The following is a 23,751-nucleotide window of genomic DNA, read 5'->3' on the forward strand; positions in this document are numbered from 1 at the left end:
TTTGCTTGGTGACAGGTTTATGAGTATGGCGATCACTGGCTGTGAAATTAGGCATAATGGGGTTAGCCGACAATTTCACTAGACGTAAAGTTTCATGATCGTCAATAAGCTCGAACTAAAGCAAGTATTAAATAAGACGTATTCAAAAATGAAGCCTGATGCTGAGAATATTCAGGGATTTAAGGCTAATTTGGATCGGATGCTTGCTTTGTGTGACAGCAAAAAGGATGAAGAGTTTAATAAAAATTTACTGAGTGATTTTCTAAAAAAGAGCTTTTATGGCGATCGCTATTTTATTAATACGAAGGAAAATAGCGATCTAGTGATTCACAATGGCAAGGGGGTAGATAGTGCGGTTGGGGTGATCTTTGAGACAAAGAAGCCAACTAAAACTAATAGTGTGGAGATGCCGAGGGTAGATAATCTCAATCGCAAGGCTTTTCAGCAGTTGGTTTTATATTTTTTGCGAGAGAGGGTGGCGCATGGCAATGTTGCGGTGAAGCATTTGGTGGTGACGAATATTTATGAGTGGTTTATTTTTGATGCGAAGATTTTTGAGGAGTTGTTTTTTGGTGATAAGGAGTTAGTTAAGAATTTTCAGGATTTTGGAGAGGGGCGGCTGAGTGGGACAAAGACGGACTTTTTTTATAAGCAGATTTCGGAACCTGCGATCGCTAAGGTAATTGATCGCATTAAGTTCACGCATTTTGATTTGCGCGATCTTGAGAATCTAGATTTGACTGATCTTTACAAGACTCTTTCTCCTGAGCATTTGTTGAAATTGCCCTTTGCTAATGACAGTAATAGTTTAAATAAGCCTTTTTATAATGAGTTGCTTTATATCATTGGTTTGACGGAAACAAAGTCAGGGGGCAAGAAGTTAATTGGGCGGATGACGGAAAGCGATCGCCATGATGGTTCTTTGATTGAGAATGCGATTAGTCGTTTGGATAGTTTGGATAAGATTTCGCAGTTAAAGAAGCCTGAAGAATTCGGGGATAGTTACGAAGAGAGGCTTTTTAATGTGGCGCTACGGCTGTCGATTAATCCAATTAATCGGATTTTGTTCTTGAAGTTATTGGAGGCGCAGTTAATTAAGTATCATCAAGGCGATCGCGATTTTGCCTTTCTGAATCTAGCCAAGGTGCAGAACTATGATGATCTGGATAGTTTGTTTTTTGATGTGTTGGCAAGGGAGCAGGACAAGCGCGAGGCAAAGGTTAAGGCAGCTTTTGCGAATGTGCCTTATTTGAATAGTTCGCTGTTTGAGCCGACGGAGACGGAGCAGCAAACGATTGTAATTAGCAATCTCAAGGATCGGGATTTACCAATTTTTAGCGGGACGGTGCTGAAGGATGGTAATGGGAATAGGCGATCGGGTGAGTTGAATGCTTTGGCTTATTTGTTTGAGTTTTTGGATGCTTATAAGTTCGATCGCGATGAGTTGGAGGATACGCAGGAAGATAGTGAGAAGTTGATTAATGCTTCGGTGTTGGGGTTGATTTTTGAGAAGATTAATGGCTATAAGGATGGTTCTTTTTATACGCCGAGTTTCATTACGATGTATATGTGTCGGGAGACGATACGGCGGGCGGTGGTGCAGAAGTTTAGTGAGGTGAAGGGCTGGAATTGTCAGAGTCTTGATGATTTGCATGAACGGATTGAGGATAAAAAAGAGGCGAATGCAATTATCAACAGTCTCAAGATTTGCGATCCTGCGGTGGGTTCGGGGCATTTCTTGGTTTCGGCTTTGAATGAGGTGATTGCGATTAAGAGTGAGTTACGAGTTTTATTGGATAGGTCTGGTAAGTCGTTAAAAGATTATCGGGTGGAAGTGCGGAATGATAAGTTATTGGTTTACGATGATGAAGGGAAGTTGTTTGCTTATCATCCGAATAATGCTGAGAAGCAGCGCGTGCAGGAGGCTCTATTTCATGCGAAGCAGACAATTATTGAGAGTTGTTTGTTTGGGGTGGATATTAATCCTAATTCGGTGACGATTTGCCGTTTGCGGTTGTGGATTGAGCTTTTGAAAAATGCTTACTACAGGGCAGATGGAAATCTCGAAACTTTGCCGAATATCGACATTAATATCAAGTGTGGGAATTCTTTGATTAGTCGATTTGGGTTGGATGTGGATGTGAAGCAGGTTTTGAAGAAGCAGAAGTTTAGTATTGAGCAGTATCGTGGTGCGGTGCAGACTTATCGCAGTGCGGAAAGTAAGGCGCAAAAGCGAGAAATGGAAAGTCTGATTGCAAAGATTAAGGCTGGTTTTAGTTCGAGTTTGTTGGCTGGCGATCCTAAGAAGGTGAAGTTACGGCAGTTGCAAGCGGAGCTTTATAGTGTCGAAAATCAGATGTTGTTATTGGAGGAGACTAAGGCGGAAGCTAAGGCAAGAGAGAAGAAGGTTAATAAGTTAAATAATGAGATTGATAAGTTAACTGCGGAGATTGAGGATATTGAAAGCGGTCGGTTGTATGAGAATGCTTTGGAATGGCGGTTTGAGTTTCCTGAAGTTTTAAATGATCAGGGTGATTTTGTTGGGTTTGATGTTGTGATTGGTAATCCTCCTTACGGAGTCAACTTTAATAGAAAAACAGGAAAGCCATACGAGAGTAATTATCAAACTTTTAATTGGCGTGGTGAAAGTTATACTCTTTTTACAGAACAAGCAGTTAATCTACTAAACAAGCATGGTTATCTTAGCTTTATCATTCCAGATACTCTATTAAATTTAGAGTTTACAGAATCTCTTAGAAATTATTTATTAAATAACACCTTTATAAATGAAGTTGATTTGTTGCCTTCAAATGTTTTTGCAGACGCTACCGTAGATACAATACTTTTATTTTGTCAAAGCAAAAAATTGCAAAATAAAGAGAAGACAAGTGAAGTGTTGGTAAAAGTTTTTAACAAAAAGAATTTAATTGACAATCTAGATAATCCTGAAAGACGATTTAATATTTCAACTAATATTTGGATTGAACAAAATTCTTTCAATGTACAAAGTGATCAAAAGGAACTTGCCATAATTCAAAGAATAGATGCTCAGTTTTCTCAACTAGAAAGTTATTCTGAGATATTTTATGGAATTAAAGTTTATCAAGTTGGCAAAGGAAAACCGCCACAGTCAGAAGAAATAAGAAATACAAAGCCATTTACATCGAATGTAAAAAAAAGTGAAAATTGGCTACCCTTTTTTGACGGTAAACATATAGGTTACTATCAACTGCTATGGAATCAAGACAATTGGCTGCATTATGGAAATTGGTTAGCAGAGCCTAGAAGTCCTGAAAAATTTGAAGATGAAAAAATTCTTATCCGTAAGATAACTGGCAAGACACTAATTTGTCATTACATTCCATATACTTCTTACTGCAATACATTACTTTTTGTCTTAAAACTAAAACCTAAACAAGCCAAAATTTCTTATAAAGCGTTATTAGGTGTAATCAATTCAGGATTTATCGGCTGGTACTTTAGGAAGAAATTTCAAATCAGTGATGAAGACACATTTCCTCAAATTATGATTCGAGATATTCTTCAGTTTTCTATTCCAAATGAAAATAATACCATCACTAGAAAAATCGAAGAAATTGTTGACAAAATTCTCACTGCTAAAAAAGGCGATCCTTATGCTGATGCGAGCGAATTAGAAAAGGAGTGCGACAATTTAGTTTATCAACTTTATGGGTTGACAGAAGAAGAGATTAAAATAGTAGAAGGAGAGAGGTGAAAATGAAAAAGGTAAGGTATAGATTTTTGTAAAAATGTTTAGCTTGTATAAGGAAATAGATTATGAAAAAAAGTATTCTAAATGATGTAATTACCATCGACAACGAAATCCAACATGGTAAACCCGTATTAAAAGGAACTCGCCTTCCGATCTCCGTGATTATCGGCTCCCTTGCTGGTGGCATGACCTATGAAGAAGTCATCCAAGAATACGCAGTTACCCGTGAACAGATTCTTGCATCACTTGCTTACTTCTCCGAGCTTCTAAACTATGAGACAGTCTATTCAATGGAGAAAGTAGGTTGAAATTACGCTTTCTAATTGACGAAGACTGCCCATTAAGTTTAGAAACTTTGCTCAAAGACAAAGGACATGATGTCATTCACGTCAAAACATCTGGACATAGTGGCACAAAAGATCCTGAGATATTTATATTTGCCCAAAAAGAACAAAGAATAATCATCAGCCGAGATCTAGGATGGTCAAATATCAAAAACTATCCACCAAATACTCATTGTGGCTTAATTATTTTAAGATTTCCCTTTGAAGCGATCTCCATAGAAATTCGACAAGCATTAGAACGATTTATTGATCAAGTTAATTTGTCCGAAATAATTGGCGCAACTGTAATTGTCGATCAAAATAAATTCAGAATTAGAAAAAGGTAAACATTAATCCTAATGCTGATATAAGCTAATTAGAAAAGGCGATCGCTATCTAATTGAGAGGGAAACAACAAATAGCCATTCACCCCATCACCTATAATCAAAAGCAGAATACAAATAAAATAAATGTCAGAATTAGCCCAAGAAGTCGATCGCCGTCGCACCTTTGCCATTATTTCTCACCCTGATGCTGGGAAAACTACTTTAACAGAAAAGTTATTACTGTACGGGGGAGCCATTCACCTTGCTGGGGCGGTTAAAGCCCGTGCTTCCCAACGTCACGTAACCTCTGACTGGATGGAATTAGAGCAACAACGGGGAATTTCGATCACATCTACGGTACTGCAATTTTCCTATATGGATTGTTGTGTCAATTTATTAGATACCCCCGGACACAAGGACTTTAGTGAGGATACCTATAGAACCTTGGCGGCGGCGGATAATGCCGTGATGTTGGTGGATGCAGCGAAGGGCTTAGAAACTCAGACTCGGAAATTATTTGAAGTTTGCAAATTGCGATCGCTCCCCATTTTTACGTTTATTAATAAGCTGGATCGACCTACCCGTGAGCCATTAGAACTGCTAGACGAGATTGAGAAAGAATTAGGCTTAATTCCCTATGCGATGAACTGGCCCATTGGTACTGGCGATCGCTTTCGGGGTGTGTTTGATCGGTCTAGTCGGACGGTGCATTTATTTAAACGCAGTGGGCATGGACAACGGGAAGCGGATGTGGAAATTATGTTGCTTGACGATCCCCGCCTACCTCAAATTATCGATCCCGATCTATATGCTCAGTTTTTAGAGGATTTAGAAGTCCTAGAGACTATGGGTGCAGAGTGGAATGAAGCGGCAATGCACGGCGGTAGTATGACTCCGATCTTTTTTGGGAGTGCCATGACTAATTTTGGCGTGGAGCTATTTCTTAAGGCATTTTTACAGCACGCTCTGAAACCTACGCCCCACGATAGTACTGTGGGTGAAATTGCGCCAACAGATGAAGAATTCTCCGCATTTGTCTTTAAGCTCCAAGCGAATATGGATCCGAAACATCGCGATCGCATTGCCTTTGTGCGGGTATGTTCAGGTAAGTTTGAAAAAGATATGACCGTTAACCATGTGCGCAGTGGTAAAACTATCCGTCTATCCCATGCTCAAAAGCTGTTTGGACAGGATCGAGAAATTATTGCCGAGGCGTATGCTGGCGATGTAATTGGTTTAAATAATCCGGGGACTTTTGCGATCGGCGATACGATTTGTGGTACCAAAAAATTCAAATTTGCAGGGATTCCTAGTTTCTCCCCTGAACTATTTGCCTATTTGCGATCGCCTGAACCATCAAAGTTTAAGCAATTTCGTAAGGGAGTTTCGGAATTAAAAGAAGAAGGTGCGATTCAGATTATGTATTCCGTCGATGATGCTAAGCGTGATCCAATTCTGGGTGCCGTTGGACAATTGCAGTTTGAGGTGGTGCAGTTCCGTTTACAAAGTGAGTATGGAGTAGAAACACTGCTTGATCCCCTACCTTATTCTGTGGCGCGTTGGGTCGAAGATGGTTGGGAGGCATTAGAAGAAACGGGCAGATTATTTAATACTTTAGTAGTTAAAGATAGCTTGGATCGTCCAGTTTTATTATTTAAGAATATTTGGAATCTGAATCAAGTGGAATCCGACCATCCTGAATTGAAATTAAAGGCGATCGCTCCAATTTAAGTCAATATCCATTAATACCTACCTAGTGATCAAGTCCCTAAAAATGAGTAAGCCAAAAAGAAACTCTACAACATTATCTAAACCATCTGGGTTTGGTGCGTTAAAATCCACTGCAATTATTAAGGCAGATACAACCGAGCCGAAAATTGTTAAGCAAGAGATTAAATTACCCCAAGATATTACTTTTGGTCATGCCATGCAGGGCATTCAGATGTCTATTGCTAATGAACTCATCAATGAATCTACGGAAAAATTTGTCAAGTACACCCTAGAGCTTCAGGAACTGGCAATTAAAATTTCAGAAAAGAATCATACTACATCTAGTTCACATCAAATTGTTGAATATATCGAAGCATTAATCATAATCAAATCTAAAGTAATGGCAATTCTATCTTGGGGTGGAACTATCGCTAATCTTGCTAACCATTTAGTAAGTAGTCTTGATGTTCAAGCGCCAAATGAACTACTAAATTCAGTTGCTCAAGCTTTAGAAGGTTTGATCACAATGTTTGATAGTGTGGTTAGTAGTATTCCTAATATTTCTATTTTAGGGATAACTTTATTTCCAGATCAAAGACGGCGTTGCAGATATAGGTATGAAATATACAAACCTTAGAAATTAAAGCTTATGCTGGATATTATTCCTAGCCTTTAAAAAATATTTGGTTCATACTAAACTCTGCAACGCCGGATTACTTAAAATCTCAACTCATAAATCCTTCTATTCCTATGAATCTTGCCTAAGTCCTAACTTAATCATTTTGCACTTAAGGCTAAACTTTACTTTAATGCGATTAGAGCTAGTTTCTCTCAACTTCAAAAATTCTCTCTTCCTTCTGCGTAACATCAGCTAATAATATTTTTTCTTTACTAAGTATAAATGCTTTATTAAATGGGTTCTTAGACCTGTCGCCCTATTAAAAGATTGTATGCAATGCCAACTACTGCCAAAACCAACAATAGATGGATTAAGCCCCCACCAAGATGAATTGAAAATCTCAAAATCCAGAGGATTAATAGTACGCCAACACCAGTCCAGATCAGATTTAACATATTTTTTCCTCTATTTAGAGTTACAAAGAATTCCAAAGAACCACAGTGATGGCAGTTTCGCTATCTACAAATCATGGTAGTGATCAAGAGGGCATGATAGATAAAAAAAGGGGTAAAACAAAATAGAAGTAACTATGGAAGTAAAATGTCCTTACTGTGAAAGTGACCAGATAGTTAAGAATGGCATAACCCGTCACAAAAAACAAAACTACAAATGTAAAAAGTGTAATCGTCAATTTGTGATTAATCCCAAAAACCAGCCAATAGCTGAATCCACAATTAAATTAGTCGATAATCTGCTGCTAGAACGTATATCCATGCGAGGGATTAAGCGTGTTGCCAAGGTGTCATTACAGTGGTTACAGAGTTATGTAAATGGTAAGTCTGTCAGTGTAGAGCCGCAAGTTAAGGTAATCCCTAAAAAAAAGCACGCCTGACCATTGAGTGCGATGAACTATGGTCATTTGTAGGGGATAAAAAATGTAAGGTATGGATTTGGTTAGCAATTGACCGAAATACTAGAGAAATTGTTGGAGTGTTTGTTGGTAGTCGAGACCAAGAAGCAGCCTTGGGTTTATGGCAATCTTTACCAACCGTTTATCGACAATGGGCTGTTTGTTATACTGACTTCTGGCAAGCTTATAGCTGTATTTTACCTAAAAAACGCCATAAGGCTGTGGGCAAAGAGTCTGGATAGACTAATCATATTGAAAGGTTCAATTGTACTTTAAGGCAAAGAATTTCTCGCCTTGTTAGAAAAACTCTTTCTTTTTCTAAGAAATTAGAAAATCATATCGGTGCTATTTGGATATTTATCCATCACTACAATTCTGAAATTCACTCTAAGTTCTGCATCATGCCCTCTTGATCACTACCATAATCATTAATTTTTTGTGCCAACTCAATATCTAGACTGCTAATTCCATTGACATCGTGGGTAGCAAGATCAATCGTGACGAGGTTATAGGCATTAAAAAATTCGGGATGGTGATCCATTTTATCGGCAACAAAAGCGACTTTCATCATAAAGGCAAGACATCCACAAAGCCCTTAAACTTGAAAGCTCTATTTAACTTCCCATTAACTAGTTTCCAATCAGGTAATTGGACGGATCGCTGCGGTCACTTCTTGATCTGTTAATCTGGCTTTAGGCATAAGAAGCAAAAATAATAGGATGATATTAAATTAGGGGTAATTTATAAATTACCCCTATAGTCAATCGCTAGAAATAAAAGAGATCAATCTTTAGTTAATAACTTTTTTGACTTCATCTTTCACGTCTTCAGCAGCATGGCGAACCTTTGCTTCAGCCTGTTTTGCCTTACCTTCTATTTGATCTTTAGTATCGCCAGTCAAATCACCCACTGCCTCTTGCACTTTGCCTTCAACATTTTTAGCAGTTGCCTTAACTCTATCTTCTAGACTCATGATGAACCCCTTATATATTTTGAATGTATTTTGAGAACTGCCCATAGAGTCAAATTAATAACTCTACCGTTCTAAAATTACTATGACAGGCGATCGTTTGAGTTTTTGAATGAATTGATTGAGATTGATTGATTAAGATACAAAATGTAATCTTATACAATAACTATTTCATCAGTCTTTCACCAAATCCCTTTTCATAATTAGCATCTTGAGTATGGAATAATTTGTCCCAAAATGTGAAATAAAGTCCGTAATGAAAGGTGTACTTCAGATGATGAATAGAATGATGGGCGGGTCCAATAAACCACTTTCCGAACCAATGGTGGGGAAATGTAAGGGGAAGTCGATCCAGTCCCAAATGATTTAACACTGCCCAGATTGTCATGGTAACTAGAATTGCGATTAAAGTTATGAAATGAAGTGGAATAATATAGACAATAACAACTAAAAAGAGAGAACTAACGATCGCCTCTAACGGATCAAAGGCAAAGGAAGTCCAAGGCGTAGGATAGCGAGATCGGTGATGTCCTTGGTGTAACCACAGAAAAACGGACGGATGATGAAATAAACGGTGGGTAAAGTAAAAATAAGCATCTTGGAGAATTAACACTAGGAGATAACTCACCCCTAAATACCACAGTCCATAGTCTTGGGGATTGCTATAGATGCAAGTAAGATTATGACTGTAAGCTGAGATGATTAATGCCGAAGCGATCGCAAACACTGCTGCTGAAGTTATTGAAAGTCTTATATCTCTTTGAATTGAATCCCAAGATGGAACCTGTGGAGAATTCTCCCCGCTTAAAGCCTGACGGAATGGTGAGTAAAAACATAAATACAGCCCTCCCGCCACGAGAAAATATCTGCCAAGGATAATCCCGAATAAGGCGATCCCATAAAATCCAAATGAGTGATTTAGCAATTTAGACTCCCTCTCTTGATCCTTGTTTTTGATTAATTATCTGTCGGCAGAAAGTTTGTATCCATAGTCTGTTCAGGGGAAAAAGGGGAAAACTCTGGAAAAGCTGAAATTCCTAATCCAGTTTCATCCGCAGCTAAAGCCCTAGCATTTTCATAGGATTCAGCAAACACTTCTAAAAAATAGCCTTTCAAACTGGGACTATCATGAAAAACATCTGTTAAGCGAGTTCGATGTTCCCGAATTATATAAAGCCAACTATTAGAACGTTTTTGGCTCTGGTACTTATATTTTAATAAATGCACTAACAGAATTCTCAGGTTACTTGTTAAAGCCCGTTTTTCACTTCTGCCCATACTTTCAATTTCTGCAATTAAATGCCCTAAATCAATTTCCGAAAAATTCTGCGATCGCAATAAATCTAGGGTGGTTTCGAGCCACTGGTGAAAATCCTGCTCATACAGCTCTGTATTTTTTAGGGGAATAGGTTGAGTTATCGTCATATAGCTGACTCTCAAAATTTTAGTGATACCTAATTTATAACAAATTCAAGTTTTGCTATTTAAGTCTTATTGTATTTTCGGTTAATTTCAACTCAGGATGATTCAGACTCACATTGATTTAGCCAAGCTTAAACGATTGTTTAAATTCTCCTTTGGGCTGAATTATATGCCTCATCATGCAAAGCAATTGATAAAATTTCCACATGATTTTCTGCTTCAATAATTCTAAAAACCAAACGCCAAGCATTTCCTTTAACTTTAAACCCAATTGCACGGCAGGATTTTCGCTTTCCTTTTTTCTTGCCAAATGAGTAAGGCTTTTCAGCTAGGTCTTGCAAGATTTGTTTAATTTGTATACTAATTTCGGCGTTGCAGAGTTTAGTATGAACCAAATATTGTTTAAAGGCTAGGAATAATATCCAGCATAAGCTTTAATTTCTAAGGTTTGTATATTTCATACCTATATCTGCAACGCCCGATATGGAATTAAAGCTTTAAGTTGTTAAAATTTACGACTTCTGCGATCCTAATTTACAGTCTCGTCATATCAAAAAATCAACCTTTTAACCTGAACTCAATCGTAAAAGTTACGCTTTAGGTACGCCTAACTATTAAAATTAAGTGAGACTATTAGCTAATATTGCGTTTAGCATCTTCGATAGATACCATTGCAACGCAGAGGTCAGGGGTTTGAGTCTCCTATTTTCCATTCTTTGAACTCTAAATTTAGCTAGGCTTTCAAGCTCCGCAGTCTAAATTCTAAGAAAAGCTTATTGATAACAGTTGTACCCAATTGTCCCCTTGTTCGCTGCTTTTAGATTTCACTATAATATTATCAATATTCTTGCTTCTTTTTATCTCCCCGAAGCAACTATTGACCCTTAATCTTTATGTGCCTGCCACTAACTATTTCCCAGACTTGCCCGAACTAAAGCTAGGATAATAGGCATATAGAAGCTAGGATAATAGGGATATAAAATAGGTATATATTAGGGATTATTCGTCAATGGGTAAGATCGTAGGCATCGACCTTGGTACAACTAACTCGGTTGTCGCTGTCATTGAAGCAGGTAAACCAGTTGTAATTGCTAATTCTGAGGGAGGAAGAACCACACCTTCGGTTATTAGTTTTAGCAAAGATGGCGATCGCCTTGTGGGGCAAATGGCAAGACGACAAGCAGTCATGAACCCTGAAAATACTTTTTACTCAGTCAAGCGGTTTATTGGTCGCAAACACAGCGAACTCACCAATGAGGCAAAGCGGGTTTCTTACAGTGTACGGCGGGATGAAACTGGCAATATTAAAGTTAAATGCCCCCGTCTCGAAAAAGACTTTGCTCCCGAGGAACTATCGGCAATGGTAATCCGCAAACTTGTAGATGAGGCAACCCGTTATTTAGGCTGCCCTGTAACTGGCGCAGTAATTACTGTTCCCGCCTATTTTAATGATTCCCAACGCCAAGCCACTAAGGATGCAGGCAAAATTGCGGGGATTGAAGTTAAGCGCATTATTAATGAGCCCACGGCAGCTTCTTTGGCGTATGGCTTAGACCGCAAGGATAACCAAAAAATTTTAGTATTTGATTTGGGTGGTGGCACCTTTGATGTATCAATCCTTGAGGTAGGAGATGGACTGTTTGAAGTCAAAGCTACGACGGGTGATACCCAATTAGGCGGTGATGATTTTGATAAGGTCATTGTTGATTGGTTAGCTGATCAGTTTTTAGAAGATCAAGGGGTAGATTTACGCAAAGAACGTCAAGCATTACAAAGATTAACTGAAGCTGCGGAAAAGGCAAAAATAGAGCTTTCCACTGTGGGTAGTACGGAAATTAATTTACCCTTTATTACTGCTACTGCCGATGGACCATTGCATTTAGACACTACTTTAAAGCGATCGCAATTTGAAAGACTGAGCCAAGATTTACTAGAACGCTTGAATGTTCCCCTTGAGAAAGTATTTAAAGATGCCAAACTTAGCCCCCGTCAAATCGATGAAGTTGTCCTAGTGGGCGGTGGTACCCGTATCCCTGCCGTTCAAGAATTAGTGCAACGATTAATTAATAAAACCCCAAACCAAAGTGTTAATCCCGACGAAGTTGTAGCAGTAGGTGCAGCAATCCAAGCGGGTATTTTATCGGGTGAGGTTAAAGATATTTTACTCCTAGATGTAACTCCCTTATCTATCGGGGTAGAAACCTCTGGCGGCTTAGTTAATCGCTTGATTCCTCGCAATACCACAATTCCCACCCGTAAAGCTGATTTATTTACCACAGCCGAAGATAATCAAACCTCTGTGGAAATTCACATTGTCCAAGGGGAAAGAGAATTAGCCGAAAATAATAAATCTTTGGGGCGGTTTAAGCTTAGTGGACTGGCTCCTCAACCACGGGGTATGGCACAAGTTGATGTCATGTTTGACTTAAATGCCGATGGAATTTTATCAGTTACCGCTACCGATCGCCGTACAGGAGTAGAACGCCGCATTACGATTAAAGGTGCATCTACTCTTGATCCCAGTGAAGTGGAAAGAGCGATCGCCGATGCTGAACAATTTGCTGAACGGGATCGCGCTAAAAAAGACCGCATTGAAAAGCTAAATCGTGCCGATAGTCTAGTTGCGGCTGCAGAACGCCAACTTAAGGATATTGCCCTCAACTATACCTATCAAATTAGTTTTGAACGGCGTAAAGAAATGGAAAAGTTAATTCAGAGTTTGCAAAAAGCGATCGCCGCCGAAGATGATTATGCTATAGATCGAGCGCAGTCAGAATTACAAGAAGCTGTTTATGAGCTTTCCCGTGAACTCTATGAACAAAAAGCATTAGAGGACGAGGAAGATGATCTGTTCGGTGGCATCCGTGAAAGTATATCTAGTTTTGCAAGTCGGGTTACAGATGATCGAGATTCTAGAGATCGTGATCCAAGGGATTATAGAGAGTCTCGTGAAACCAGAGAACCAAGGGAATCTCGCAGTCGCCGCCGTCCTAACATTGCCGTGAACTACGATGATGACGATGATGAATGGGTATAAAAATCATTACTTTGTTGTATGAAGCAAACAAATTCATCAGAAAAAGATAATTATAGGACTTACGCATTAATTGAGAGAATAGCAAAGATATAAAGATATGATGATTGTAAATTAAGCGTTCGTTTATCTGGTGGTCTTGGAGTGAGAGAACATATCCTGTTCATCTGTATTCTGATTACTTCAGTCCTTCCTAGAGTAACTATCACGGTCAAAATCGTACTACAGAAGTATTTCACTATCCCGTTTTTATGGGCATTGTTTCCATAGGGCTGTCTTCTATAAATACCTGCCTTTATTTTCTAGCTTATAATCTCAACTTGGAATTGCTGCTTTGAAATATTATGTACTTGTGATATGCTAGCAAAGGCAGTAAAGGGTTACTAACTCAACGGTAGAGTACTCGGCTTTTAACCGATTTGTTCCGGGTTCAAATCCCGGGTAACCCATATTTTCTTCGTTTTTCAACTCTTAAAAAAATTGCAATATCAACATACTCCCGTTTTACCTGAGCAGTTAATTTCAGGAATGCAAATAAAAAGTGGGGGTATATATCTTGACTGTACCGTTGGTGGTGGTGGGCATAGTGCCTTAATTTTGCAAAAGTTCGCTGATATTAAGCTAGTGGCAATTGATCATGATGCTATGGCGATCGCTGCGGCTCAGGCTAACCTATCTATCTTTGGCGATCGCATTAAATTTTGGCATGGTAACTTTAGCCAGTATCAACCCGAACAAAAATTTGATGGGATCATTGCCGACCTAGGCGTAAGCTCAGCCCAACTAGATATTCCCGAACGGGGGTTTAGCTTTCGAGATTGTGGTGATCTAGATATGCGGATGGATCAATCCCAATCTTTAACGGCGGCAGATATTATTAATAATTTTGGTGAAACTGAACTAGCAAAGATATTTTTTGAACTGGGTGAAGAACGATATTCCTACCGCATTGCCAGAGCGATCGCCAATGCCCGCCCCCTGCACACCACAACTCAACTTGCCGATGTTATTTTTCATGCAGTTCCACGCAATTACCGCTACGGCAGAATTCATCCTGCTACTCGCGTATTTCAGGCACTTAGGATTACGGTTAATCAAGAGCTAAAATCCCTAGAAACATTATTAGAAAAATCCCCCGATTGGTTAGAGGCAGGCGGAAAGATTGGCATAATTAGCTTTCATAGCCTTGAAGATCGAATTGTCAAACATAGACTCAAGGAAGACGATCGCCTGAGGGTGGAAACCAAAAAACCAATAATGGCTAGCGAATCAGAGACTTTAACAAACCCCCGTTCTCGCTCTGCCAAACTCCGTATTGCCACTAAAACTAGTTATGAAGACTGAGATGAGGCTTGGAGGTTGAGAATTATTTTCTCTAAGTCAAAGCGATCGGCTCGATAAACTTCCGAACAAAACTGGCAAATTGCCTCAGCCCCATGATCTTCATTAATCATATCCCTAAGCTCTTCCACACCAAACATTCGCAACGCTCCCAACACTCGATCAAAAGTGCAGCGACACTTGAATTTAACTGGTTGGACTTCAGGTAAAATATTTAACTCTATATCCCCTAGCAAATCTTCCAGAATTTGGCGCAAGGACATACCCTGTTTCAAAAGAGAGGTAAATTCACTTAAGCTTCTAACGCGACTGTCTAAAACTTCAAGGAGATTATGATCTCTGCGGGCTTGAGGCATAATTTGTAAAAGTAATCCCCCTGCAACATCTACGCCACGATCATCAGTTAATACCCCAGTTAGCAAAGCAGAAGGTATTTGCTCTGAGGAAACTAGGTAATAGGTAATATTTTCACTCACTTCACTAGAAACAATTTCCACATTTCCTGAGTAGGGATTGCCATAGCCCACGTCCCTAATCACCTGGAGGGAGCCATTCTGACCAAGAACGGCAGATTCAAGTTGAGGCTGATCCACATATCCACGCACAGTGCCATCAAAACCCGCATCAGCGAACACTAAACCTAAATCCCCATCACTATTTATACGGATACTAACTCGGGCTTGGGGTTGCTTCATTCCTGATGCCAGTAATAGGGCAGCAGTCATGGTTTGTCCTAGAGCTTTTGTTGTAATTTTAGACATTTTATGGCGACGACGAGCCTCTGCGGTCAAGTTCGTAGTAGTAACTGCTACAGCTTTGATGCCTCCATTTGCAGCAGTTGCACGGATTAAGTGATCGCCAATACCCAAATTTTCTATCATGTATGTTTGCCAGAAGTCTTAAACTAGATTGCCCTAATTAATATGATCACAAAGCTCTTATATATTAACCTTTACTATTTAAGTTGAGGTATCACCGTCTTGGGTAGGAGTAAGTTTTAATTAGCGGACTGATAGTTAGATAATTTTGCTAACTCATCAAGTTGTTTCACCCCCGGATATAACTTACCGCCAATTTCCCAAGTGGGATAGCTCTCAATTTGCTTACTGCGGCATTCTGCTGATTGCACCCTAGGATTGGCTTGATTCGTGGCACATTCCACATAGGGAACTGCTTTTACAGCTTCACCAAACAATTCTTTTTGTTCTCGACAATGAGGACACCAAAATGCGCCATACATCTTTGATCCCGCCGTGGTTAGATGTTGTGCTAGTCTACCTGCGTATGTCTGGGGAATAAATGCCTGTTTGTTTTGACTAGAATATATTCCTAGGGTTCCGACTAAGACGATCGCCCCGACAATTAAACCCGTAAATATCAACTGCCCGCTATCTTCCCACTCACGGCTGAATAAATTAAGTAACCAAATTGAAGTTACCGTCAAAGCGGAGGTAATACAGTAAATACAGGCAGTCTTGATTTCAAAAGCTAAAAGATACATTAAATAGCCACTAAAAACCACCGTAGCGGTAGAGACTATAAATAGTAGTAAAGATGTCTGTTGCTTAAGCTTCTGCTTTTCTTTTAAGTTTTCAGGTTTAATCACTAAAGGTATGGCGGCAAGCCCTGCTATGGTTAAATAGCCTAAGGCACCAAAAATAGTTAAAGGAATACCAAAAATCTTGGCATATTCACTATTCAGAACTAAATCACACCCTTCTCCAGCATTGGCAGTACATAGTGCAGGAGCAGCACCAAAGAAATGGGTAACGGTCAAATAGCTAGTTAGAGATGCCCCAAATAGAGCTAGAATCAGGATAATTAGTCCCGCCCATCGCTGTATCCAAGGTTCAGTTCGTGATTGCCGCATAGTAGTTTACGAGTAAGTTTAACTATCCATAGTATAGAATTTTGAGGTTAAAGTCGGTAGGTTTAGACCGATCCACAAAAAGCTCAAAGAACTGTACTTGAGTTCCAAGAAGTTTGTTGCCAATTTGATGCACTGAATTTTACGCTTGATGAACTGATCACACAAGTCGATGAAGAGATACGAAATAGCCCTTTAACTATTTATCGCGTCAACAAAAGTTACGAAACCCAAAGTCTATAACGGTTGAACTCACCCGCCGTAAATAACTTTGGATACTAATGAAAATTTACCATACGGTCGGGTACAGTGATTTGTTATACGGCTCGGCAATAGTCATCACTCAGCCTACAAATAAAAGTTTTGATCTTTTGGTATCAACCTAATTCATCAAGTATAGCGATCGCATTTAAACTCCACTTATTTTTCTTTTTATCAAATCTTTTCGCAGTAACAAGATTGACTATTTGATTATCTTTCAGTTGGCTAGCTAGTTCATGAGGAACATAAACATTATCTACAAAACCAAATCCTGCTGGCTTAAGCTTAAACTGACCAGATCGGCAAGGCATAATATCAAAAGGTTGACCTGATTCACGTTTTTTAACAGCAACAACCGTTGGGCGATCACCACTTTCATCAATAGTCACTATCACAGGATCGCCAAAGGTAAGAGTTAAATTGTTCACCATACCTCGTTCAGGACTAACAATCTCTTTAGCTTCTCCATAAGACTTTAGAGCAAATTTGAGCATTCTTGTTCCTTTTTGGGTTGTGAAAGTTTCAAGATAGTTAGCATCATATTTAGGACATTGTGACCAGATAATTGTTTCGGCATCAACAGATAAACGAAATAATATCTCTTTTGCATCAGGTATACTCTCACTATGAGCATACCAAGGACTATTTAGCAAATTACGAAGTGCCTGAGGAATTTTCCATCCATTTCTATTACGAACATCGAAGGCTTGTTTAGTAGCCCATTTAGCAATTTGTATCTCATTCTGATGCGATGCTAAACGGCTCAAATCCTCAAAAACATTAACTCCAAAGTTTTCATCTTTACAGGTTAAACAAGCTTTTGCACATAATGCTAGAGCAAGTTTAGAGTCGGAAATTTCAACAACTTTAGCTAGAGCGTGCCAAGTCCAGTAATCACTTCTTTTTTGTTGTACGAAAGAAGTCAAGAGTTTCTGAGAATCTTCTGACCTTCCTGATTGATTAAGTAGCAAAGCTTTATGATAATGGAGCCATTCTGGTTTTTGAACATTTGCATTTTTAAGACTAAAATCTATCAATGTAATAGCGAAATCTTGCACTTCTCCAAGATCAGGATAATCTCGCAAGGTTAAATCACGAGAAATCTTACCAGTCGTTCTAGCTACTTTTTCAACCAATGATTCAAACACTTTGCCGTCATTACCAGTATGCGTCTGAAAGTCCTCTGCTCTAAAGCTATTAACCCCAGCCCACATCATAAATTTAGGCAGAAATTTAAGCTCACTTGGAAATTGAAGAACTTGAGATAATAGAAGGCTAAAAAGAAGATCTGGTCGAGTAACCTCAAGTTTCACATATTCTAAAAGTATATTCCTGAGATTGTTTGACGATCCCTCATCTGGGGACTGGGATTTTTTAGTCGTGGTAACTAAGTTTTTAATTTTTTCATAAAGTACCCATCCAATAGCACTTGCAAGGTATTTATCTTCAGGGTTTGATTTGAGTAGCTCATATCCTTTAGCATAAGCCTCTTCTAATTGTCCTTCTTTTCTTAAGGCTGTTATTTCCTGCGCTGGGGACACTTTCATAACTCCAATGCTAAACGAACTGCTTCAACAATCTTAATGTTTGTGTATCCTAAAGGGTTAATACTTGTAATAAATCCATCTCCATCATAATAGATTCGCAACTTCAAGTTTTCATCTTCTAGCTTCAGATAATAAATCTCATGAAAGTTGTTATGCTCAATACTTTGAATCAGTATCTCGCTTATAGAGAGCTTTTCCTTGAGCAAACTGTAGACTTGCTTCTCAAAATCATTCTCTAAGCGAATGCTTGATGTAATTAGTTCTTGAACTGTAGATGCAAATTCAACTGGTTCTGATCTAATTGGTTCAATTCGTGTAATTTGATATTTACCATTGTAATGCAACCGAAGAGAACAAGAAGCCTGCTTTACTCTATCCTCAAAACCATAAATCTCTTGGTAATTATGGTGCTTATATGAAGATACTTTAATCCCCTCAGCTTTTATATTTTCTACAATGTGCAGATAAAGATTTTTAAGGGGTTGCTCAGAAATAGAAAACTCTAAATTAGTTTGAATCCCTACTTCACGATTAGGGTCAAAGGCTACCAAATTATTAGGGCGAACAGAGTCAAGTTTGCCTTGCGAACTGTCCCAAATGACCTTATAAAAAGGTGTAATTTTGGGAATGTTTGACAAGATGATTTGTTCTTGAGGTATAGAGCCTGTTTCATATCTATTATGAGCAAGATGTATGATACTTAGAAAATGCTAAATCCATACTCAAGTAGCCTAACAGATAAAGAATGGGAAATTATAGAACCATTGCTCCCAAAGAAAAAGCAAACTAGACCGCCAACATGGACAAAAAGACAAATTTTAGACGGCATACTCTACCAACTCAAAAACGGTTGTAATTGGCGAGATATGCCCCGAGACTTACCACCATTCTCTACAGTGTATCGATACTACAAGGAGTGGAAAGATACAGGTACATTTACTGCGATTATGGAAGCTTTGCATGCAACAGCCCGTGAACAGTCAAAAAAAATCAAAATGGACAACTTTAATCATCATTGACTCACAAGCAGTGAAAAATACTTGTAATGCAAGTATAGAATCCAAGGGCTTCTGCTCCTACAAAGCAACTAACGGGATCAAAAGACATTTAGCCGTTGACACTCTGGGATTTCCTTTCTTTACCTATTTAACAAGAGCAAATGTATCAGATGACCAAGGACTGATTGAGATGTTAACGATTAACATTGATTACTTCAAATCGAAACCAGATGACATTACGCTAACTACGATATTGCTGGATAGTGGTTATCATATCGAGAAACTGATCCAAGAACTAGAGAAGATATATCCTGAGATTATGACTAAGATTAGGTTTGAAATTTCTCCTAAGGTATCAAAGCAACAGAAGGCAGAAAAAGGTCTGTCTGGGTTTGTAGTTGTGCCGACAAGGTGGGTAATTGAAAGGTCAAATGCTTGGGTTGAAAGATGCAAAATCTTAGTTAAGAACTTTGAGAGAACTCTCGTTAATGCTACAGCTAAACTCAATCTTTGCTTTATTCGTTTGATGCTAAAAAGAATTGCTACTCATGAGATATGAAACAGGCTCTATAGAAAGTAAAGTGTAAACCCAACGAAAATAAAACTCACTTATCTTACCTTGCTCGATATCCATATTTGCAAAGACAGTTTTGAATTGTTGTCCTTGAGCGCGATGTAAAGTTAGTGCATATCCAAATCTTAATCTAGCAGCATTAAAATAGGGATCATTACGCAGAAAATTGGATAATTCAAAACTATAGTTGGATTCATCTACATTACCTAAATTATTATTCTTCCGATATCTATCAAACTTTGTTTTTGTAGAAACAAATAGTGCTATAAGAGTATCCTTATCAAGTTCAGGCTTATCAGCATACAGATAGTTCTTGAGGCAGAAAAACTCAATCTCTTTTGGACTTTGAAGCAATTTTACTTTAAGTCGCAAAAAAGGAATTGTAATAGAATTTTCGCGTCCTTTAAGACGTTGCACTAATGGCTCAACATTTTCATTGACTTCTATTACCTCAGCAAAAGAATCATTTGATATATAGAGCCTGTTTCATATCTATTATGAGCAAGATGTATGATGCTTAGAAAATGCTAAATCCATACTCAAGTAGCCTAACAGATAAAGAATGGGAAATTATAGAACCATTGCTCCCAAAGAAAAAGCAAACTAGACCGCCAACTTGGACAAAAAGACAAATTTTAGACGGCATACTCTACCAACTCAAAAACGGTTGTAATTGGCGAGATATGCCCCGAGACTTACCAGCATTCTCTACAGTCTATCGATACTACAAGGAGTGGAAAGATACAGGTACATTTACTGCGATTATGGAAACCTTGCATTCAACAGCCCGTGAACAGTCAAAAAAAATCAAAATGGACAACTTTAATCATCATTGACTCACAAGCAGTGAAAAATACTTGTAATGCAAGTATAGAATCCAAGGGCTTCTGCTCCTACAAAGCAACTAACGGGATCAAAAGACATTTAGCCGTTGACACTCTGGGATTTCCTTTCTTTACCTATTTAACAAGAGCAAATGTATCAGATGACCAAGGACTGATTGAGATGTTAACGATTAACATTGATTACTTCAAATCGAAACCAGATGACATTACGCTAACTACGATATTGCTGGATAGTGGTTATCATATCGAGAAACTGATCCAAGAACTAGAGAAGATATATCCTGAGATTATGACTAAGATTAGGTTTGAAATTTCTCCTAAGGTATCAAAGCAACAGAAGGCAGAAAAAGGTCTGTCTGGGTTTGTAGTTGTGCCGACAAGGTGGGTAATTGAAAGGTCAAATGCTTGGGTTGAAAGATGCAAAATCTTAGTTAAGAACTTTGAGAGAACTCTCGTTAATGCTACAGCTAAACTCAATCTTTGCTTTATTCGTTTGATGCTAAAAAGAATTGCTACTCATGAGATATGAAACAGGCTCTATAAATAGGACGTTCAAAATCATCTTTATTTTCTAAAGAAAAACAGTTGTGGATATGTACAATATCACCTGAACTGATACTATTGCCACGTTTAAAAATATTTTGTCTTAACCAATTATTGAACTGATTAACTTCTGAATTGGAAAAGGCAATAAACTTTGTAGATATTGAATCTTTAAAGAATAAGTCTTGGATTAATTGATGCTTAGAGATTTGTTTGGATGGAGATTCAATAAGTTTTATCCCATCAGTAGCAATATCCATTTGATTGAATATCTTTTCATTTATGCGCTTTGCTAACTTTAAACAGTTAAGAACAAACAAATCATTCTCTTTCTCAGGGAAAATAGAATCAAGCATAACCTCATTTACTTGAAAACCAGTAACAGAGTGCAGTCGTTCGTTACATAGGGCTGACTCATCTGCTTTACCTCTTGTTATTTGAAATGGATCTCCAAGAAAAATAACTTGTCGTTCCGACTCTTTGAGGTTGATAAAACTAAGAAGATCTGTCAGGATCTGACCACTGCCGTAGCGCGAATCATCCGTCTCAAACTTTGAATCTGAAATCAAATGGGCATCACCAATAATGTAAAGCTGCTTTTCAGTATCCTTGTTATCAGTTAGTGCATAGATAAATTTTTCGTTGTCAAGCTTTGGATTTCGCGAATAGATATGAGTATAAATACTGTCTGCTTCGACTAAATAATGTGTGGCTAGACGACGATTAGGTGCAAGGACAGAATAGTTTCGACTTTTTTCTAATGCTTTAGAAGCAATAACATCAATTAATTTCTCTAAACCAGTTCCAATCATTCCAGAAATGGTTAAAATTCGTTCTGATGATTCTAGAAAATTTTCAATTTGAGAAATTACACCTTGAAAATAGATAGGTAATTCTTTTACATCTGTATCAACTACTTTTGTCGAATTACTAACTGCTTTAACTCTTGATCCTACTGGTTTATACTCTTGGATAGATAATGTCTTTGCAATGTACTCTAAATCTTGATTTGACAAACTAATTCCACGGCTAGTAATTTGTGATAACCGCTCTATTACATGGTCAAAATCAACTACGTGAAACCACCTTTCAATGTTGGGAGGTAGTTGGCTATCTTCAAACGCAATAGATTTGTGAAAAAGCACTAGCCCAGATATATGCCCCAGATTTGGCTGGTTACCAGAAGGGAAAGTAATTCTCTCTAAGCTTTCAAGTAGTGCAAATTTGTTGTGTTTAATTTGAATATATGGATTTGGCTTGCTACCACCTCTAATTTCAACAGTATCTGCGAACCACTTACCATTTTCTGAAAATTTAATAATCCCCCCATAGTCTTTGAAGTCAATAACAGTAATGCTGTCTTTCTTCAAAATTGCTGCATCAATCTCAGAGCCTTGACAATGAAAATTGCCCAGAAGAAGAACAATATCTTCTGAGTTACCCCAAACTTCTTCTAGCTTGCCTAATAACGCATCGAATATACGATTTTCATGCGTTGTTGTGTAAGGTTGTGTTCGATATGTTTGGATAGTCATTGATTATAGTAACGGGATGCGATATCTCAGTATAGACATACTGGGTTCAGCATCTTACTAATAACCAATGAAACCTCTAGCTACACTCCAACCCAAAAACTAGATCTGTATTACATAGCATTGAATTATTTAGCAGCACTATGTTTCTCTATTTTTTTAGAGTGGAAAGGGACTAAGGCTATTAAAAGTCTAATCCAGATGTTTCCAGTTGATAACTGCGCTCTTGATCATCATCGGTAATTTCGGCTAGATCGGTAAATGTAATTTCCACTTGTTTTTGCAGGGTTTGAATTTGTGCCTGTTCCGCTTGAATTTTGGTTTGATAATAGTAACCAAGGTCAGGATTAGTTTTAAGGTCAATTTTTTCCCAGAGGTCACGCCAGTAACGATATTTTTTCTCGGTCATAATTAGTTGAATGCGGGCGATCGCAGCTTTAATTACCACAGTTGGACGCAGTAAGGCTACCCAGCCGAAACAAAGTTAAGCTATCTACATTCGCAATGGGTAGTGTTATACACAGTCAAAATGCTAGTCTGTAAAGCTAAAATATATTTACAATCCAGTGGCTGAAATCTCTAAAGAGACTATTCAAAAAATTTTGGAACTGATGGGTAGGCTTTCGATCTTAATTGATACAGCTTCATCCTCAGAGTTATTTCTATACAATACCTATGGTGAAACTCAAGAGATGGTCTATGTGTTAGAGCAGTTACAGAATACTAAAGAGAGAGGGGTTTCCTCTTACTCAAGACTTTCTACTCTCCTGTTAAAGGTATCTGAAGTTCAACCCTATGCACCTGTTGCCTTGGTGAAGATGTTAGTCCAAGCCATAGAACAAGCCCAAGCTACTGTTGACGCTGGAGAAGCAACTGTTAAAGAAGCAAGAAATGATTGGAGCATCTAATGAATAAACCTGTCCAGCCCGATCCTCAAAAAGCCCAAAGGACTGTACTTAAGTTGCAGGAAGTTTGTCGCCAATTTGATGCACTGAATTTTACACTTGATGAACTGATCGCACAAATCGATGAAGAAATACGAAATAGCCCTTTAACTATCTATCGCCTTAAAAAGAATCACGAAACCCAAAGTGTATAACATTACGTTGCAACGCTGCATTTAGCTAAATAAAAAGCTATTCACGTATATTGCCCTGCAAAATTTTTTTTTACTCTTATTAGTTGCTTTATCTGAC

Annotated in this window: 26 protein-coding genes, 1 tRNA gene and 1 pseudogene; 15 read left to right on the plus strand and 13 right to left on the minus strand. The window is 38.3% G+C overall.

Annotated elements, in window-relative coordinates:
* The first annotated feature begins 94 nt into the window (after positions 1-94).
* The 5 genes from SYN7502_RS11465 (at position 95) to SYN7502_RS11485 (ending at position 6,729) form a co-directional block, all read left to right on the plus strand.
* Positions 95-3,736, plus strand: a complete 3,642-nt coding sequence (locus SYN7502_RS11465) for a type IIG restriction enzyme/methyltransferase (RefSeq protein WP_015168985.1) — start codon at positions 95-97, stop codon at positions 3,734-3,736.
* Between the two features lie 62 nt (positions 3,737-3,798).
* Entirely contained in the window at positions 3,799-4,041 is a 243-nt protein-coding gene (locus SYN7502_RS11470; protein WP_015168986.1) for a DUF433 domain-containing protein, read from the plus strand.
* Positions 4,038-4,403 carry a DUF5615 family PIN-like protein gene (locus SYN7502_RS11475; protein WP_015168987.1) on the plus strand — a complete coding sequence of 122 codons (366 nt, stop codon included), beginning with the start codon at positions 4,038-4,040 and terminating at the stop codon, positions 4,401-4,403. Before SYN7502_RS11470 ends, SYN7502_RS11475 begins: the two co-directional genes overlap by 4 nt.
* A gap of 123 nt (positions 4,404-4,526) precedes the next feature.
* The gene (gene prfC / locus SYN7502_RS11480; RefSeq protein WP_015168988.1) at positions 4,527-6,113 is read left to right on the plus strand and encodes a peptide chain release factor 3; all 1,587 of its coding nucleotides are present in this window, start codon (positions 4,527-4,529) and stop codon (positions 6,111-6,113) included.
* Positions 6,114-6,156: 43 nt separating this feature from the next.
* Complete coding sequence (locus SYN7502_RS11485) at positions 6,157-6,729, plus strand: hypothetical protein (protein WP_015168989.1); 573 nt, start codon at positions 6,157-6,159, stop codon at positions 6,727-6,729.
* A gap of 284 nt (positions 6,730-7,013) precedes the next feature.
* Here SYN7502_RS11485 and SYN7502_RS19775 read toward each other — a convergent pair whose 3' ends face one another.
* On the minus strand, positions 7,014-7,166 hold the full coding sequence (locus SYN7502_RS19775) for a lmo0937 family membrane protein (protein WP_015168990.1): 153 nt from the start codon (positions 7,164-7,166) through the stop codon (positions 7,014-7,016).
* A gap of 134 nt (positions 7,167-7,300) precedes the next feature.
* Here SYN7502_RS19775 and SYN7502_RS19385 point away from each other — a divergent pair.
* A pseudogene (locus SYN7502_RS19385) lies at positions 7,301-8,034 on the plus strand (IS1 family transposase).
* Here SYN7502_RS19385 and SYN7502_RS19390 read toward each other — a convergent pair.
* The 5 genes from SYN7502_RS19390 to SYN7502_RS11520 form a co-directional block, all read right to left on the minus strand.
* Complete coding sequence (locus SYN7502_RS19390) at positions 8,004-8,192, minus strand: 4a-hydroxytetrahydrobiopterin dehydratase (RefSeq protein ID WP_246828911.1); 189 nt, start codon at positions 8,190-8,192, stop codon at positions 8,004-8,006. The pseudogene SYN7502_RS19385 and the gene SYN7502_RS19390 sit on opposite strands and share 31 nt — an antisense overlap.
* A 219-nt stretch (positions 8,193-8,411) precedes the next feature.
* On the minus strand, positions 8,412-8,594 hold the full coding sequence (locus SYN7502_RS11505) for a CsbD family protein (RefSeq protein WP_015168991.1): 183 nt from the start codon (positions 8,592-8,594) through the stop codon (positions 8,412-8,414).
* Between the two features lie 163 nt (positions 8,595-8,757).
* Positions 8,758-9,516, minus strand: coding sequence for a sterol desaturase family protein (locus SYN7502_RS11510; protein WP_015168992.1), 759 nt, complete (start codon positions 9,514-9,516; stop codon positions 8,758-8,760).
* 32 nt (positions 9,517-9,548) lie between these two features.
* Positions 9,549-10,016 (minus strand): DUF29 domain-containing protein, encoded by a 468-nt coding sequence (locus tag SYN7502_RS11515; protein ID WP_015168993.1) that lies wholly within the window; start codon positions 10,014-10,016, stop codon positions 9,549-9,551.
* A gap of 140 nt (positions 10,017-10,156) precedes the next feature.
* The gene (locus SYN7502_RS11520; RefSeq protein ID WP_144050209.1) at positions 10,157-10,354 is read right to left on the minus strand and encodes a type II toxin-antitoxin system RelE family toxin; all 198 of its coding nucleotides are present in this window, start codon (positions 10,352-10,354) and stop codon (positions 10,157-10,159) included.
* 668 nt (positions 10,355-11,022) lie between these two features.
* Here SYN7502_RS11520 and dnaK point away from each other — a divergent pair.
* From dnaK to rsmH, 3 genes are all read left to right on the plus strand, one after another.
* Entirely contained in the window at positions 11,023-13,050 is a 2,028-nt protein-coding gene (dnaK, locus tag SYN7502_RS11525; RefSeq protein ID WP_015168995.1) for a molecular chaperone DnaK, read from the plus strand.
* Between the two features lie 374 nt (positions 13,051-13,424).
* A tRNA-Lys gene (locus SYN7502_RS11530) sits at positions 13,425-13,496 on the plus strand.
* A 31-nt stretch (positions 13,497-13,527) separates the two neighbouring features.
* Positions 13,528-14,391, plus strand: coding sequence for a 16S rRNA (cytosine(1402)-N(4))-methyltransferase RsmH (rsmH, locus tag SYN7502_RS11535; protein ID WP_144050210.1), 864 nt, complete (start codon positions 13,528-13,530; stop codon positions 14,389-14,391).
* Here rsmH and hslO read toward each other — a convergent pair.
* The 4 genes from hslO to SYN7502_RS11555 all read right to left on the minus strand — a co-directional run bounded on the left by hslO (position 14,379) and on the right by SYN7502_RS11555 (position 18,701).
* Positions 14,379-15,251, minus strand: a complete 873-nt coding sequence (gene hslO, locus SYN7502_RS11540) for an Hsp33 family molecular chaperone HslO (protein ID WP_041430135.1) — start codon at positions 15,249-15,251, stop codon at positions 14,379-14,381. The genes rsmH and hslO overlap by 13 nt on opposite strands.
* Positions 15,252-15,385: 134 nt before the next feature.
* Positions 15,386-16,258: a vitamin K epoxide reductase family protein gene (locus tag SYN7502_RS11545; RefSeq protein WP_015168998.1), complete on the minus strand. Its 873-nt coding sequence runs from the start codon at positions 16,256-16,258 to the stop codon at positions 15,386-15,388.
* Between the two features lie 374 nt (positions 16,259-16,632).
* Entirely contained in the window at positions 16,633-18,063 is a 1,431-nt protein-coding gene (locus SYN7502_RS11550; RefSeq protein WP_015168999.1) for a DUF7017 domain-containing protein, read from the minus strand.
* Positions 18,060-18,701: a hypothetical protein gene (locus SYN7502_RS11555; RefSeq protein WP_015169000.1), complete on the minus strand. Its 642-nt coding sequence runs from the start codon at positions 18,699-18,701 to the stop codon at positions 18,060-18,062. Before SYN7502_RS11555 ends, SYN7502_RS11550 begins: the two co-directional genes overlap by 4 nt.
* Before the next feature lie 69 nt (positions 18,702-18,770).
* On the opposite strand from SYN7502_RS11555, the gene SYN7502_RS11560 reads away from it, so the two are divergent.
* Both SYN7502_RS11560 and SYN7502_RS11565 read left to right on the plus strand, forming a co-directional pair.
* On the plus strand, positions 18,771-19,082 hold the full coding sequence (locus tag SYN7502_RS11560) for a transposase (protein ID WP_015168729.1): 312 nt from the start codon (positions 18,771-18,773) through the stop codon (positions 19,080-19,082).
* Positions 19,036-19,620: a transposase gene (locus SYN7502_RS11565; RefSeq protein ID WP_371257757.1), complete on the plus strand. Its 585-nt coding sequence runs from the start codon at positions 19,036-19,038 to the stop codon at positions 19,618-19,620. Before SYN7502_RS11560 ends, SYN7502_RS11565 begins: the two co-directional genes overlap by 47 nt.
* Here SYN7502_RS11565 and SYN7502_RS11570 read toward each other — a convergent pair.
* Positions 19,591-20,052: an ATP-binding domain-containing protein gene (locus SYN7502_RS11570; protein WP_041429423.1), complete on the minus strand. Its 462-nt coding sequence runs from the start codon at positions 20,050-20,052 to the stop codon at positions 19,591-19,593. The genes SYN7502_RS11565 and SYN7502_RS11570 overlap by 30 nt on opposite strands.
* A 107-nt stretch (positions 20,053-20,159) precedes the next feature.
* Here SYN7502_RS11570 and SYN7502_RS11575 point away from each other — a divergent pair, with 107 nt between their 5' ends.
* Both SYN7502_RS11575 and SYN7502_RS11580 read left to right on the plus strand, forming a co-directional pair.
* A complete protein-coding gene (locus SYN7502_RS11575; RefSeq protein ID WP_041429425.1) occupies positions 20,160-20,471 on the plus strand; it encodes a transposase in 312 nt (103 codons plus the stop codon).
* On the plus strand, positions 20,425-21,009 hold the full coding sequence (locus SYN7502_RS11580; protein ID WP_371257757.1) for a transposase: 585 nt from the start codon (positions 20,425-20,427) through the stop codon (positions 21,007-21,009). Before SYN7502_RS11575 ends, SYN7502_RS11580 begins: the two co-directional genes overlap by 47 nt.
* Here SYN7502_RS11580 and SYN7502_RS11585 read toward each other — a convergent pair.
* Both SYN7502_RS11585 and SYN7502_RS11590 read right to left on the minus strand, forming a co-directional pair.
* Complete coding sequence (locus SYN7502_RS11585; protein ID WP_015169001.1) at positions 20,993-22,558, minus strand: nuclease-related domain-containing protein; 1,566 nt, start codon at positions 22,556-22,558, stop codon at positions 20,993-20,995. The genes SYN7502_RS11580 and SYN7502_RS11585 overlap by 17 nt on opposite strands.
* A gap of 181 nt (positions 22,559-22,739) precedes the next feature.
* On the minus strand, positions 22,740-23,003 hold the full coding sequence (locus SYN7502_RS11590; protein ID WP_041429426.1) for a hypothetical protein: 264 nt from the start codon (positions 23,001-23,003) through the stop codon (positions 22,740-22,742).
* Between the two features lie 118 nt (positions 23,004-23,121).
* On the opposite strand from SYN7502_RS11590, the gene SYN7502_RS11595 reads away from it, so the two are divergent.
* Both SYN7502_RS11595 and SYN7502_RS11600 read left to right on the plus strand, forming a co-directional pair.
* Positions 23,122-23,463, plus strand: coding sequence for a hypothetical protein (locus SYN7502_RS11595; RefSeq protein WP_015169002.1), 342 nt, complete (start codon positions 23,122-23,124; stop codon positions 23,461-23,463).
* The gene (locus tag SYN7502_RS11600) at positions 23,463-23,654 is read left to right on the plus strand and encodes a hypothetical protein (RefSeq protein ID WP_015169003.1); all 192 of its coding nucleotides are present in this window, start codon (positions 23,463-23,465) and stop codon (positions 23,652-23,654) included. Before SYN7502_RS11595 ends, SYN7502_RS11600 begins: the two co-directional genes overlap by 1 nt.
* The last annotated feature ends 97 nt before the right edge of the window (positions 23,655-23,751 follow it).

It is taken from the genome of Synechococcus sp. PCC 7502, from assembly GCF_000317085.1.
Lineage (GTDB): Bacteria > Cyanobacteriota > Cyanobacteriia > Pseudanabaenales > Pseudanabaenaceae > PCC-7502.

What these genes read in the sequence shown, in the direction of transcription:
- SYN7502_RS11465 (WP_015168985.1), top strand. Translation starts at nt 95, where the DNA reads ATGATCGTCAATAAGCTCGAACTAAAGCAAGTATTAAATAAGACGTAT.
- SYN7502_RS11505 (WP_015168991.1), bottom strand. Translation starts at nt 8,594, where the DNA reads ATGAGTCTAGAAGATAGAGTTAAGGCAACTGCTAAAAATGTTGAAGGC.
- SYN7502_RS11600 (WP_015169003.1), top strand. Translation starts at nt 23,463, where the DNA reads ATGAATAAACCTGTCCAGCCCGATCCTCAAAAAGCCCAAAGGACTGTA.
- SYN7502_RS11550 (WP_015168999.1), bottom strand. Translation starts at nt 18,063, where the DNA reads ATGAAAGTGTCCCCAGCGCAGGAAATAACAGCCTTAAGAAAAGAAGGA.
- prfC (WP_015168988.1), top strand. Translation starts at nt 4,527, where the DNA reads ATGTCAGAATTAGCCCAAGAAGTCGATCGCCGTCGCACCTTTGCCATT.
- SYN7502_RS11575 (WP_041429425.1), top strand. Translation starts at nt 20,160, where the DNA reads ATGCTAAATCCATACTCAAGTAGCCTAACAGATAAAGAATGGGAAATT.
- SYN7502_RS19390 (WP_246828911.1), bottom strand. Translation starts at nt 8,192, where the DNA reads ATGATGAAAGTCGCTTTTGTTGCCGATAAAATGGATCACCATCCCGAA.
- dnaK (WP_015168995.1), top strand. Translation starts at nt 11,023, where the DNA reads ATGGGTAAGATCGTAGGCATCGACCTTGGTACAACTAACTCGGTTGTC.
- SYN7502_RS11585 (WP_015169001.1), bottom strand. Translation starts at nt 22,558, where the DNA reads ATGACTATCCAAACATATCGAACACAACCTTACACAACAACGCATGAA.
- SYN7502_RS11560 (WP_015168729.1), top strand. Translation starts at nt 18,771, where the DNA reads ATGCTAAATCCATACTCAAGTAGCCTAACAGATAAAGAATGGGAAATT.
- SYN7502_RS11470 (WP_015168986.1), top strand. Translation starts at nt 3,799, where the DNA reads ATGAAAAAAAGTATTCTAAATGATGTAATTACCATCGACAACGAAATC.
- SYN7502_RS11515 (WP_015168993.1), bottom strand. Translation starts at nt 10,016, where the DNA reads ATGACGATAACTCAACCTATTCCCCTAAAAAATACAGAGCTGTATGAG.
- SYN7502_RS11545 (WP_015168998.1), bottom strand. Translation starts at nt 16,258, where the DNA reads ATGCGGCAATCACGAACTGAACCTTGGATACAGCGATGGGCGGGACTA.
- SYN7502_RS11485 (WP_015168989.1), top strand. Translation starts at nt 6,157, where the DNA reads ATGAGTAAGCCAAAAAGAAACTCTACAACATTATCTAAACCATCTGGG.
- SYN7502_RS19775 (WP_015168990.1), bottom strand. Translation starts at nt 7,166, where the DNA reads ATGTTAAATCTGATCTGGACTGGTGTTGGCGTACTATTAATCCTCTGG.